The following is a 13,011-nucleotide window of genomic DNA, read 5'->3' as shown; positions in this document are numbered from 1 at the left end:
AAAGACCTACTGGTTGGTGTCAGATCGCAAGCGGGAGGTGAGAACGACGCAGAAACAGTCTCAAGGGCGCCAGGCACAATAGCCCCATGAGACAGGCCATCAGAGCGAAGGCCTCAAGGCTGTCACCGGCACCCAGGGCCGCGATAATCGAGCCACCACCACCCATGACAGCGATGGAGATCATGCCGATCGCGGCTGAGACCAGCCCTTTACTGTCATCACTGGAAAACAGCGCGAGCCGGTACAGCGCGGCGTTGCTCATGCCAAGACCGATGGCGTAAAGCGACAGGCAACTGACCAACAGGAGCGTCGAGGCTCCGGTGAAAGTAATGGCGGCCAATGCGATGAGCCCACCGCAAAACGGCCAGAGCGCGTATCGAATCAGTTGGGGCAGTTCAGTGTTGGCAATCAATCGGTTGAGTATCAGATTGCCGAGAATGACTGCCGCAAATACCGGGATCTGCCACAGGCCGTACTGCAGGGTGGAAAGTCCCTGGTTCTGGATCAGCAAGAGCGGTGCCAGCCCGATCCAGGCAATCAACGGCAGGCTCATCAGTCCCAAGGCGACGGTGGCGCGCAGGAATTGCGTGTTGGTGAGCAAAGCGGCGTAGCGGCGCACCGTGCCGCCCCATTCAAAGGGTATGGCAGCCAGTCGCTGACCGTCCTGACGCAAGGTGCCCACCGTTTCCGGCATGTACCAATAAAGCCCCAACCAGACCATCGCACCGCCGACCCCTAACAGTAAAAACAGCTCCCGCCAGGAGAGCCATTCCAGCATCAGGCTGCCGAGCAACGGACCCAGCAGCGGGGAGAGCAGTGCCACGTTGCCCAGCAATGCCATGATCTTTACTGCGTCGGCTTCACAGAAGACTTCTTGCAGGGCTGGATAACTGACCGCGATGACAAATCCCAATCCCATGCCCTGAATCAGGCGCAAACCATTGAAGACAAAGATGCTCTGCACGTAAAACGCCGCAGCACAGGCTAGAGCGAATACCGCACTACCGATGAGCAGCATTCTGCGACGACCGAAATGATCGGACAGTGGACCGATAAACCACTGCAAAAGAATGCCCCCTGCCAAATAAAGATTGAAGGCGTAGGGAACATGACTCGCACTGGCATTCAATTGATGGGTTACGGTCAGCATGGCCGGCATGATCATATCGCTGGCCATGTAAGTCAGAAGTTCAAAAAGAGTGATTGCAAGGCAAAAGCCAAGGAGTCGGGACGAACTTATATCTATTAACGGTTTGTGCATGATGTTCCTGTTGGTGCCGGAAGTTTGATAAGACGGCAGTACAAGAATATCCATGGCTCATGACGAATTTCATGTGCTTGTTTGAGGCAAAAAGTTTCAGTGCTTTTTTATTGTGTGTCAGATTTTGAACCTTTAGGGAAAAGAGGTTGTGAGTTCGTAATAAATTCCCAGCTGGATCAGAATTGTCCTACACGAGAAATGCCTGCTATAACGCGTGCCTTTGTATTGGCGCTTGTAGGATAAGTTTTCGGGGTGAATAAATAATTCAGTTGTATAACCGCTCCGGCAAACTATTGAATGTTATCGAGGCGCATCATAACCGGGTGCCATAGCCATAACGGCGATCGCTATGCCACCCAACCATAGGGGCAAGACGATGCAGCCACTCAATGTCAAGGGCGTAAGCAAAGGAATCAGCTGTGTGATTCGACGAAACATTGCAAAATCTTCATGGTTATAGCCGCAATGAAGTCAAATTTCGTCATCGGTTGTAACATACGATCTCGCTTGCAGCCTCACTCCCGCAGATCGGTAGTGGCTTGGCATGCAATCGAATACAAGTCGGATACATTTTTTGGTTCAGGAACCCGCAATGACCCAGTCGCAACGTTTGAAATATTCGATACTGATTTCCCTGGTGGTACTGGGGATCATGTTCGGCCTTTCCTGGCTGCAAAATGCAGGGATCATCACAGAGCAGCTGTTCCAGTACATCGCCATTGGCGTGGCGGTGCTCGTGGTGGTGATCAATGGCGTGATGCGTCGCAAGGTCAAGCCTTGAGCGACGCCCCATGGCCGGATTACTCGCTGAACAGGACGGCGGCAGCCTGTGGATGCAGGCTGTAGCTTTTGTCCGGATTGAGGGTGATCACGCCTTCACCGCATAAGCGTTTCAACACTTCACGGACACTGAGAAAGGACAGGGGAATGTCCAGGTCCAGCAAGTGACTGTGCACGCCACGCACACCCAGGCTGCGGTCGCTTTGGGCGGCCGTCAGCAAGGCGTCGATCACTTTCAGGCGAATCAGACTGGTTCGCAGGCCAAAGCTCTTGAGCAGAAACCTGATCCGTTCGTTGCCGTGGCGTTCGGCTGGTTGATTGAAAACGCCGGAGCCCAGAGTGCTGGCCTTTGGCGCATGGCTACCGTCCGTTGGCAGTTGCGGGTTGTACATGCAAAAACTCCTTTTCAGAGCCTGATCAGGAAAAATGTGATGGGTGCTCTCAATCAATAAGACGAACGAGCCAGGCAAATAATGAAGACCCGTATGTAGAAAATTTGTCGCCAGTACGTCAGCGGCCCGTGAGCCGGGCGTAGGGGCACCCTCAAAGGCTTAAATTTTTGCTGTTTGCTTCGTTTTAAGGGGAGGCGCATTGCGTGTCATACGTCTTTTCGATCAGGAGCGAGCGTGATTATTTCCAGGCAGTTAACCAGGTTGAGCCTTACGGGTGTGTTGCTGGGGCTGAGTCTTGCGGCAAACGCGCGCAGCCAGCCAGAGCAGGCGACAGCCGAAATTCGTCGAACCAGTTTCGGCGTGCCGCATATTCGTGCCGACAACGAGCGCGGCCTCGGCTATGGCATTGGCTATGCCTACGCTCAGGACAATCTGTGCTTGCTGGCCAATGAGATTGTCACCGTCAATGGCGAGCGCTCCCGGTATTTCGGCCCGGACCAGTTTACGGTCGAAGAGCGAGGGAACCTGGCCAGCGATCTGTTCTTCAACTGGTTGAATACGCCGCAGGCAGTCGGCGCTTTCTGGCAGGCGCAAACGCCTGAAGTTCGTGAGCTCATCGACGGTTATGTGGCCGGTTACAACCGTTCGCTGACAGAGCGCCAGGCCCAGGGTTTGCCGCAGCAATGCCAGGGCGAATGGGTGCGCGCGATCACTGCGCAGGATCTGGTCAAGCTGACCCGACGTCTGCTGGTCGAAGGCGGCGTGGGTCAGTTTGCCGAAGCGTTGGCCGGCGCTACCCCGCCGAAAGCCGTTGCCCATATGGCAGGCGAACCCGTGTCGTTCCAGCTGGCGGCTTCGCGCATGCAACGTTTCGCTCTGGATCGCGGCAGTAACGCCGTGGCGGTCGGCAGCGAACGTTCGTTCAACGGACGCGGGATGCTGCTGGCCAATCCGCACTTTCCTTGGGTTGGTGGGATGCGTTTCTATCAGATGCACCTGACTATTCCCGGCAAACTGGACGTCATGGGCGCCGCGTTGCCCGGCCTGCCCATGATCAATATTGGTTTCAACCAGCACCTGGCGTGGACCCACACGGTGGATTCGTCCAAGCACTTCACGCTGTATCGTCTGCAACTCGATCCCAAGGATCCGACCCGTTACCTGCTGGATGGCAAGTCCTTGCCGATGAAAAAGCAGACGCTGGCGGTGAACGTGAAGCAAGCCGATGGCCAGACCCGGCAGATTTCCCATGTGGTCTACAGTTCGCAATTCGGCCCGATTGTGCAATGGCCTGGCAAGCTGGACTGGAACAACCAGTTCGCCTATAGCTTGCGCGATGCCAATCTGGATAACGACCGGGTCTTGCAACAGTGGTATGCGATGAACCGTGCCGCCAGCCTCAAGGATTTGCAGGCATCGGTGCACAAGATTCAGGGGATTCCGTGGGTTAATACCCTGGCGGTGGACGATCAGGGGCAGACGCTTTACATGAACCTGTCGGTGGTGCCGAACGTCAATGCCGACAAGCTGGCCAAGTGCAGCGATCCTCGGGCCGGTTTACAGATGATCCTGCTCGACGGTTCCAACAGCGCCTGTGCCTGGGACATCGACCCGAACGCTGCGCAAAAAGGTATTTATGCGGCAGACAAGTTGCCACAACTGTTGCGCAAAGACTTTGTGCAGCATTCCAACGATTCGGCCTGGATGGCCAACCCGGCACAACCGCTTACCGGCTTCTCGCCGTTGGTCAGTCAGGACAATCAACCGTTGGGGCTGCGTTCGCGCTTTGCATTGGAGCGTCTGGGGAATTTGAGCAAGGCCGGCCCTGTCGCTGCGGCAGATCTGCAACACATGGTGATGGACGACCAGGTGTATCAGGCGACCCAGGTGATGCCGGACCTGCTGCAATTCTGCGCCGCGGATCTTGGCGCCGATGCGCCGACGCTTACGCCGTTGTGTGCCAGTCTCAAGGCTTGGGATCGCCGGGTGAATCTGGACAGTGGACTGGGCTTTGTGCATTTTCAAAATGTCATGGAGCCGTTGCAGCAAATCCCTGGCGTCTGGCGTGTCGCGTTCGATCCGAAGGATCCGCAACACACACCGCGTGGCCTGGCAATTGAACGGCCAGACGTCGCCAAAGCGATTCGGGCGGCGATGCTGGCCTCGGTCGAACAGGTAAAAACCCTTGGCCTGAAGCCCGATAGCCGCTGGGGCGATATCCAGGTGGTCAGCAGTGGCGGGCAGCAAACGCCGATCCATGGCGGGCCGGGCACGCTGGGTGTGTATAACGCGATCCAAAGCGTGCCGAGAACCGACGGCAAACGCGAGGTTGTCAGTGGCACCAGCTATTTGCAGGTGGTGACTTTCGATGACAAGGGGCCGCAGGCTCAAGGTTTGTTGGCATTCTCATTGTCCAGTGACCCGGCATCGAAGTACTCCCGGGACCAGACACTGGCCTTTTCGAAGAAGCAGTTGAGTGTGTTGCCGTTCACCGAGCAGCAGATCACGTCCGATCCGCAGTACCAGGCTCAGACGATCCGCGAGCAGGATGAGAAAGCAGGGAAGATCGCCGCGCAGCAATAGCAATAGCGATAGCGATAGCGTTCGAATGAAACATGAAGGCCGCACCCCGCAAGGGTGGCGGCCTTCAGCTTTTTGGGGCTTGTTGCGGAATTGAATTGAGGACCGGACTACCGTCCTTGTTGCGGGTCAGATAGACCGGCAGCACCTTGGGCAACGAAGCCACCAGGCTATTGAGCTCTTTGATGTTGTAGACACCACCGAGGCGAATCGAGCCGGTGCTGTGGTCCGCGATCATGACGGGCTTGTTCAAATAACGATTGATCAAGGGCAGGGCATCGGTCAGCGTCAGATCATCGAGCACCAGTTTGCCGCTGCGCCACGCCAGCGAGTGGTCATCGGCAGATACCTGGCTGATTTGCGGCGTGAAGTCGCCGTGTCGATAACGTGCCTGCATGGCAGGTTCAAGACGTGAACCTTCGCCGGGCAGGGCACCGTTGCTGGTCACCAGTACGGACCCTTCGATCAGGTTCACGCGTACCTGGTCTTCATACATCCAGACGTTGAATCGGGTACCGGTGACGCGAATTCTGCCATCGGCTGCCTTGACGATAAATGGATGCTGCAGGTCATGACTGACGCTGAAGAAGGCTTCGCCTTTTTTCAGCGTGACACGACGCTGATCCTTGTAATTGCTGAACATCAGTTCAGTGCCCAGATTCAGCTCCACCTGACTGCCGTCGCTCAGCGTGACCTGACGAACATTATCGGTCGCCTCGAAATGCTGATAGGCATTGGGCAGCCAACCCAGGTTCCATCCGGTATAGGCCGCCAGCGGCAACGCCAAGGCGCAGACGGTGGCGGCAATGCCGAAAGTGCGCCAAGGCATTGTCGGTTTGCCGCGAACAGCCGGCGCGGGAGATTCGGGACGAGGCAAATCGCCCGCAACCTCCCAGATTTCCAGCATGGCTTCGTACTCGAAAGCGTGCAGGGGATGGGCATCACGCCATTGCTCGAACGCCTGACGCTCTTCGGCTGTGCAGTCGATGGCATGCAAACGCATGCACCAGTGCGCAGCGGCATCGGTGATGGCGTCGTATTGTGCTTGGGAGAGAGAGTGGTCGGTCATTGACTCATCCTGATTTCCTGCATTCTAACCTTGAGGGGAAGTCTGCGAGAACAACCGTCATGGCATTTGCCCATCAAAGAACAACTTATTTTCACATGGAGACATCAATGGAGTGAAAAAATGGTCAAGGCCTCCAGGACTGATCCCGCCGTAGCAGCCTCGCTGGAGCTCGACAGCTGCTACGGCCGAATATCAGGCAGTGGGCGGGGCTGGCACCGGATCCAGTTGTCGACCCATTTCACAGATCAAGTGAGCGATCGAGTCGGCGTTGCGCAAAATGATGTCGGCTCGCAGGTCTACCTTCCGTGGATTCAGGAAGGCGTTGCGAGCCTCATCCATCGTTTTGCAGCTCGTCGTTTTGAGGATGTCCTTACCCACATGCTCCAAACCCTCAATCGAGTCCAGACTGATCCATGACTGCAATGTTTCGTTCCAGCGGGCAAACAGTTCTTCCCGCGGGGTCTCCAGGGACAGTGCCTCTCGCTGGAAGTCCTGCTGAGTCTGTTTGGTTTGCGTACCGAAACCGATGACGGTGGCGATCAGATCGGTGAACGGACGCCTTGCCTCAAGCGTTGCAATATCTACGGTGTTTGAAAAAATATGGGAGAACTCATGAATCAGGGTAGCGGCCCGGGCATGGTCGTCGACGTCGAAAGGTTCAGTCAAACAGGACTTGTACCAATCAAGTTGCGGGTCAAAAAACATCTCCGTGAAATGCACACGCTTCTGTGCATCGTCATGCACAACAAAAGCGATCGTGCTATTGGTCTCGTATTTGTTTGAACCGACCACAAAACGTTCGGTGTTCATCAAGTCCTCGTTTGGGTTCACCAGCGCTGTGCAAATGGGAACGATGACCTTTTTGATTTTGTCCAGGAGGCTGGCGTCGAGGTGGTCAGCATCAAAAAAGGCTTTAAGAAAGGTATCCAGCCGCGTCCCCGGATTCAGGTGTCTGAGCTGCGCCAGATTATGCAGACTGTTAAACGCGTAATAGCGAGCCAAGTCTATGGCCTGCACGATCATGCGTGCTTTTTCCGGGTGTTTTGTCCGAATGTCTTCCATTCCCCGGGCTTCGATATTCAGAATGTCTCGAGCCGTGCGATCAACAACATATTGATTGTGCATTTTCGACAGGGCTTTGCCGTAATGGACCGTGTGGATGTCCGGATCGATCACTAGCTGCTGACCGGAAGCCGCCAGCAACGCGGGACCCTGCTGTCGGTCTTTGATCATTCGCCAGACCGGCCCGGTTTTGACCACGGGGTAAACCTTTCCCTCAACGGGGGCGTACGTACGATTGCTGGTCGAGTCCACGTAAGTTCCATTGGTGCTGCTCTTCTTCAGATCCTTTAATGCAGCGTCCGAGGCCTCGAAAGGCTGCAACACCGTGCGCATCAGAGCCGTCGGTTTCACTTTTGACCATTGCAAGGCGGCCACCGGTTTGGCAACAGGCGCGGTGGAGGTTGCTTGCGCAGGGGGCGCTGAAGCCTCGAGCGACAACTTGCCCAGCGTCACCATTTGCGCGGTGCCGGCAATAAACGCCTGCAATGCCTGTTTCCAGTGATGATCCTGCAGCGCTTCGGCGGAGTTCTTGAAGTCCTTGTAGCTTTGCCACAGTAACTGCCCATAGGCGAGTTTGCCCGGCAACAGGCCCGAAATCAGTCTGATACCGGCGCTGAACAGGTTTTTGGCGGTTTCCCAGTCGGCCTGGCCGGTGATCTCTGACTGGCTGCCCAGCATTTTTGATAGAAGGCCGACATTATCGCTGAACAGTTGTGCAAGCAGGTTGCCGTTAATGGGAGTGGACGCGAGGGTGATTTCGCTTTGTTGTCCGACGGTGGACTTGAGCAGGTTGCCGAACAAGGTTTGCTCGCCCTCGGGGAGCCGACGAATGATCAGATTCTGCAGTACCCCTGGCGCATTGATCGCAGATATAACGCTGGCTTGGTTCTCGAATTCGGTGAACACGGAGCCTGTGTGGTAGGGCGCATACAGGATTTGCGGCCCTTCATGTCCGACACCGGGGCCGATCAGGTACAGACCCAGGGTTTTAACGGCCGCGGCGCCTGCGGTCTTGATCAGTTCCAGCGGCCTGACGATGGCGTGGGCACCTGTTACAGCCGCGCGGGCAATGGCGTCCGGCATGTCGAGAACCTGCCAGATCAAGTCGAAAGCGCTGGCACTGAGATGTTGCTGCAGTTTCAGTGCATGAGCGTGTTGCAACAGTTGCCACGGTAGTTGCTGAATAAAACGCTGCTTTCGTTTGTCGGCATCGGTGCCGGCTTTAGTCAATGCATCCGTCACTCGCGTTGCATAATCGCTGTGGATATTCAGTGACTGCACAAGCTGGCGCACGGCGTTCTGATTCAGGCGATCGGGAAGGGCCGTCGAGGTTGTCGAGGCGATCTTGAAGCCGATGCCTTGAGCTGCGTTGACAGGGTTCAGGGCAAACTCGGTCAGGCTACGCGCCGGCCCGGCCAGGGCCAGGTTGGGCGTGATTTTGATGTGGTCGGGGTCCAGTTGCGTTCCTGTGAATCGGCTGCCGAGCAAGGACACCAATCGGTCATGCACATAGGACTTCAGGGTCTGGACCCCGTGCAGGTAGTCTTTATCGTCGGTGACACTGTTGTGGTATTGCTCCAGCAGTTCAATGTGTAACTGCTGTTCTTCGACAGGGGCCATGCCAAGCCATGCAGGCAGGGACTGCTGTCGGGTGATTGCCTGCGAGATCAACCTGGCTCTTTGCAAGTTGGTGTCGATGACCCGTTGCGTCATTTCGTTAAGCGCTTTGATCTGCTGTGCAGCGTCCAGCTTCAGGCTGCGCAGGTGTTCGCAACGGGCCAGGAAGTGGTCTATGGAGGATTGCGCAAGGCGCCGCAGGACGTTGCCCTCAATCAGTCGCAACGAGTTGAGCGTATAGCGCTGGTGGAATATGCGCTGGGCAGGGGTGAGGTTCTCCAGCAGTTCCAGGCGTTTGCTGGCGTCGAGCAGGCGCCGGTTCAATTCCGTCGTTGCGCTACTGACCGTCGCGAAGACTTCCAGCCCGGTCGCAGGCGTCCACAGAATTGCCCGGCCGGAGTGTTGAACATCGAGCCCGCCACGTTCGGTCAACAGTACGCAATTGGCCAAGGGCAGCAGATTCTTCTGCCCGGAGCACTCAAGGAGCAGTGAATAAGCGTCAGGCCTGAAACCATTGAGGGCAAGGCGCGTTTCTCGATCCGGTTGATCCGGGTTGAACACCGTATCGACAATGGCCCGGTCGGCGTTCCGCAGCGTGGCGTTGAGCACTCGAAGGCTGGCTTCTCCGCGTACACCCACGGAAAGCGCATGGGCCAGGCGCGGTTTCAGATTCTCCAGGTAAATGCGCTGCAGGGCCAGAGAGCCGATCGGCTGGGAGGCGAATTCCGCGCTGATCAGCGATTCGACATCGCTGAAGGTTTTTACGAAAGCCGCGGCTCTATCCGCCAAGACCATGGAGGGCAGCTGGTTGCCAGACAACACCGGCCGGGTACTCCAGCGTCCCTGAACATCCAGCGTCAGTAATTGATCGCTGATCATGGAGCGGATATCCAGTGCCTTGTCGAATAAGGCATGGAGGTCCACGGTGCCGTCGCTGTGACGGAAAACCTGCAGAACGTATTCCATGTTTTGCCGTTGCTTGGTGATGATCGCCTCAAACAGCGTTTTGAATATCGAGCCTGAAATCACCTCGCCGGAGACCTGAGGCTGATTGAAACCGATGAACCGGTTACGCTCCTCCAGGCTCAGCAGGCCGTAGAGCTCATCTTCGTGACCGACCGCGCTGAATTTGCTCAGCAAGGTATCTTTGAGGTCCTGATAGTCCTTCAGCACCTGAAGTCCTTGGGTGGGGGTGTAAAGAAAGGCCTTGGAATTGGCGTGGCTGATCATCAGTGCGCCCGCCAGTTCGACATAGTTGGCTGCGTGTTCCCAAAGACGCACCGTCTCGAGGCTGAGTGCCGAGGAAGTGCCCGCCGTCGGCTGAATCAACGAGCGCAAGGCCTGGCTTTGTTCAGGGCTGATGATCTCGGCCTCGCGCTTGATCAGGAACTCTGCGCGCGCCTTTTCACGGATGGCCCGGCTGAAAAAAACGCGGCGGGATGCCCCGTCAGCCGCCGCATCGTCCCAGTAGCGCTGCAGTTTCCCGGAAAGCAGGCTGATCAGTTTGCTGGAAGCGGTCTTTACCGCGGTTTCCCATTGGTGTTGGTCGGTGCTCGTCGGCTTTTTTTCCGGATGGGAGAATTCATGAGACTGCCCGATCGGCCATCGCTGATGGCGGTAATACGACAGTACCGCGTCACTCAGGGACATGGAGTTGATCCAGCGCCGGGGTGGGGCACTTTCCTGGTTGTCGTCATGGGCCGGTGCAACGGAGTAAAAGTTGAGTCGGGTGTGGCTTTGATCAAGGCCCGGGAATGGCGATTGCAGCAACTCATCAAGCAGCGAAGTGAGTGTTGGCAGCTTGAACAACTCGTCCAGCATGGCCTGCTCGTTCATTCGCTGGTTATTGGCGATGACGGTGCGCTGGTCTTCGAATACGTCGCCCTCGATGGCCTGAAAGCTCACCTGAATGTTGGCCGCAGCCGCCAATGTTTTACGCGCAGACAACGACATGAAGGCCAGCAGGTCGTCGTCCTCGGTCGCGCTCTTCAGCTGACGTTTCAGCTGTTCGATCAAGGCTGCGCGGCTGTGGAACTTCTTTATGCCGGCGTACGGGGTGTAGAGAATTTCACCGTTGTCGTCCGGAGTGAGGCTCAACACGAAGCTGCCGGCCAAGGGGATGGAGGCCAGGTCTTGCGCATTGAGCAGGATTTTTTCGGCAAACATGGGCGGAGTCTGTTGACTGCGTAACGTTTGGCTGGCCAGTTCCAGATGACTGAACCATTCGAAATCCTTGCGCGTCAGCCCATGGGTTTTACCCAGATCATTCCAGTGGCCGGGCGAGTGCAGGGCCTGGGGGAAAAATAGCGGAGCGGGAGGTGTGGACATCGTCGAGTCTCGTTCAGGGCGCTGCTGAATGCGCCTGTGGGTTGAGGCTCAAGACTAAAAGTCGCGGGTGAGTCGAAGGTGGTAGATAGTTACCGCACGGCTGCCCGGTGTTCGTGCCAACGTGCGCCAAAGCAGCTTTTCGGTTCGATCGGCTCTGGTCAGGTGCTCCGGTTCAAGCGAAAGGTTGACAGGCTGCTCGTCGCCCGTTGTTAATCGGTTGGTTTTCGTACGCTGTTGCCCCCTCCAATAATTACTCTGGAGCTTCAGATGTCTGCGCCACACGATCCTGTGTCTACTGCTATCTCGCAAAACCTGTCCTTCGAAGCGCTGACGGCGTTGCTCGAGCAGATCTTCCTGCGCCACGGCACCTCGGCCGATGTCGCCAAAACCCTGGCCCTCAACTGCGCCGGCGCCGAGCGCGACGGGGCTCACAGTCACGGTGTGTTCCGTATCCCTGGTTATGTGTCGACGCTGCAAAGCGGCTGGGTCAATGGTCAGGCCGTGCCGGTGGTCGAGGACGTGGCCTCGGGCTTCGTTCGGGTTGACGCCGGTAATGGCTTTGCCCAACCGGCCCTCGCGGCGGCGCGGCCATTGCTGGTCGAAAAAGCCCGCAGCGCCGGCATTGCGGTACTGGCCATCCGTAATTCCCACCATTTCGCCGCCTTGTGGCCAGACGTCGAGCCGTTTGCCGATGAAGGGCTGGTGGCACTGAGCGTGGTCAACAGCATGACCTGCGTGGTGCCGCACGGTGCCGATCGTCCACTGTTCGGGACCAACCCGATTGCCTTCGCCGCGCCCCGGGCTAACGGTGCTCCGATTGTCTTCGACCTGGCGACCAGCGCCATCGCCCATGGCGATGTACAGATCGCTGCCCGTAAAGGTGAACGTTTGCCTGCGGGAATGGGGGTGGACAGCCTCGGTCAGCCGACTCAAGACCCGAAAGCAGTTCTTGAAGGTGGCGCCTTGCTGCCATTTGGCGGCCATAAAGGTTCGGCGCTGTCGATGATGGTAGAGCTGTTGGCGGCGGCGTTGACGGGGGGCAATTTTTCTTTCGAGTTCGACTGGTCGAACCATCCGGGGGCGAAAACACCCTGGACGGGTCAACTGCTGATCGTGATCGACCCGAGCAAAGCGGCGGGGCAGAATTTTGCCGAGCGCAGCCAGGAACTGGTCCGGCAGATGCACGGTGTGGGGCTCAAGCGGTTACCGGGTGATCGACGTCACGGGCAGCGCGCCAAAGCCAAGGTCGAAGGCATTGTGCTTGATGCTCAGACGCTGGCCAATCTGCGGGAACTGGCCGGGCTCTGAACTTGTGTGCAATCCCTGTGGGAGCGGGCTGTTGTGGCGAGGGGGCTTGCCCCCGTCGGGTCGCGAAGCGACCCCAAAACCGTTTCCGCGCTGAATCGTGTAGAGCGCGTGAGTAGGCTTCACGACTGCTTCGCAGCCGAACGGGGGCAAGCCCCCTCGCCACATAAGCCCGCACACAGGTTCTGTACTGATGCTCAATGGCTTAACGCCGTCCCAACAACAGCCCCACCACCAAACCGAATCCGGCGGAAATAGCCACGGTTTGCCAGGGATGACCGCCGATGTAGATTTCACTGGCCTCGACCGCGGGCCTGGTCCGGTCACGCATACTGGAAACTGAACCCCGGGCCTGCTGGAGTTTCTGGGCGATTTGCCCTCGAAGGGTGTCCGCTTCTTCACCGACCAGTGAAGCACTGCTTTTCAGCAGTTTTTCCGACTCTTCGATCAGGGCCTGAAGTTCGCTGAAGACCTGATCCTTGATTTGATCCTCGGCGACTTGATCGATGATTTTGCGGGCCATTAGAGTACTCCTTGCAGATAAACGGGCAGTGAACAATGGAGTATGGCGCCATGGCAAAAGTTGCAGTCATTTTGCGTGGCGACTCCACCCTGAA

At 57.1% G+C, this 13,011-nt stretch carries 8 protein-coding genes; 3 read left to right on the top strand and 5 right to left on the bottom strand.

All coding sequences use genetic code 11. From position 1 onward, the window contains the following. Nucleotides 1-19: 19 nt before the first annotated feature. Nucleotides 20-1,261 carry an MFS transporter gene (locus ACZ9IM_RS15975; RefSeq protein WP_476224434.1) on the bottom strand — a complete coding sequence of 414 codons (1,242 nt, stop codon included), beginning with the start codon at nucleotides 1,259-1,261 and terminating at the stop codon, nucleotides 20-22. Nucleotides 1,262-1,853: 592 nt separating this feature from the next. Here ACZ9IM_RS15975 and ACZ9IM_RS15970 point away from each other — a divergent pair. After that, nucleotides 1,854-2,042, top strand: coding sequence for a hypothetical protein (locus tag ACZ9IM_RS15970; RefSeq protein ID WP_007901365.1), 189 nt, complete (start codon nucleotides 1,854-1,856; stop codon nucleotides 2,040-2,042). Nucleotides 2,043-2,061: 19 nt separating this feature from the next. Here the strand turns inward: ACZ9IM_RS15970 and ACZ9IM_RS15965 are convergent, their stop codons facing one another. After that, nucleotides 2,062-2,433: a fe2+ zn2+ uptake regulation protein gene (locus ACZ9IM_RS15965; protein ID WP_192342916.1), complete on the bottom strand. Its 372-nt coding sequence runs from the start codon at nucleotides 2,431-2,433 to the stop codon at nucleotides 2,062-2,064. 234 nt (nucleotides 2,434-2,667) lie between these two features. Between ACZ9IM_RS15965 and pvdQ the strand changes: the two genes are divergently transcribed. After that, nucleotides 2,668-5,016 (top strand): bifunctional acylase PvdQ, encoded by a 2,349-nt coding sequence (pvdQ, locus tag ACZ9IM_RS15960; protein WP_476224433.1) that lies wholly within the window; start codon nucleotides 2,668-2,670, stop codon nucleotides 5,014-5,016. Between the two features lie 64 nt (nucleotides 5,017-5,080). Here pvdQ and ACZ9IM_RS15955 read toward each other — a convergent pair whose 3' ends face one another. Continuing rightward, on the bottom strand, nucleotides 5,081-6,082 hold the full coding sequence (locus ACZ9IM_RS15955) for a FecR family protein (RefSeq protein WP_427626161.1): 1,002 nt from the start codon (nucleotides 6,080-6,082) through the stop codon (nucleotides 5,081-5,083). 192 nt (nucleotides 6,083-6,274) lie between these two features. Then, nucleotides 6,275-11,089, bottom strand: a complete 4,815-nt coding sequence (locus tag ACZ9IM_RS15950; RefSeq protein WP_476224432.1) for a dermonecrotic toxin domain-containing protein — start codon at nucleotides 11,087-11,089, stop codon at nucleotides 6,275-6,277. Nucleotides 11,090-11,356: 267 nt separating this feature from the next. Here ACZ9IM_RS15950 and ACZ9IM_RS15945 point away from each other — a divergent pair, with 267 nt between their 5' ends. Then, a complete protein-coding gene (locus ACZ9IM_RS15945) occupies nucleotides 11,357-12,397 on the top strand; it encodes an Ldh family oxidoreductase (protein ID WP_427626159.1) in 1,041 nt (346 codons plus the stop codon). 202 nt (nucleotides 12,398-12,599) lie between these two features. On the opposite strand, the gene ACZ9IM_RS15940 is transcribed toward ACZ9IM_RS15945, so the two are convergent. Further along, nucleotides 12,600-12,917, bottom strand: coding sequence for an ElaB/YgaM/YqjD family protein (locus ACZ9IM_RS15940; RefSeq protein WP_305449598.1), 318 nt, complete (start codon nucleotides 12,915-12,917; stop codon nucleotides 12,600-12,602). Between the last annotated feature and the right edge of the window lie 94 nt (nucleotides 12,918-13,011).

It is taken from the genome of Pseudomonas sp. TE12508 (genome assembly GCF_056279485.1).
Note: the sequence above shows the minus strand (reverse complement) of the source record. Positions and strands in the feature narration are given on the sequence as shown.

Excerpts from the sequence above, each read along its gene's own strand:
- ACZ9IM_RS15975 (WP_476224434.1), bottom strand. The coding sequence starts at position 1,261 with ATGCACAAACCGTTAATAGATATAAGTTCGTCCCGACTCCTTGGCTTT.
- ACZ9IM_RS15970 (WP_007901365.1), top strand. The coding sequence starts at position 1,854 with ATGACCCAGTCGCAACGTTTGAAATATTCGATACTGATTTCCCTGGTG.
- ACZ9IM_RS15965 (WP_192342916.1), bottom strand. The coding sequence starts at position 2,433 with ATGTACAACCCGCAACTGCCAACGGACGGTAGCCATGCGCCAAAGGCC.
- ACZ9IM_RS15955 (WP_427626161.1), bottom strand. The coding sequence starts at position 6,082 with ATGACCGACCACTCTCTCTCCCAAGCACAATACGACGCCATCACCGAT.
- ACZ9IM_RS15950 (WP_476224432.1), bottom strand. The coding sequence starts at position 11,089 with ATGTCCACACCTCCCGCTCCGCTATTTTTCCCCCAGGCCCTGCACTCG.
- ACZ9IM_RS15945 (WP_427626159.1), top strand. The coding sequence starts at position 11,357 with ATGTCTGCGCCACACGATCCTGTGTCTACTGCTATCTCGCAAAACCTG.
- ACZ9IM_RS15940 (WP_305449598.1), bottom strand. The coding sequence starts at position 12,917 with ATGGCCCGCAAAATCATCGATCAAGTCGCCGAGGATCAAATCAAGGAT.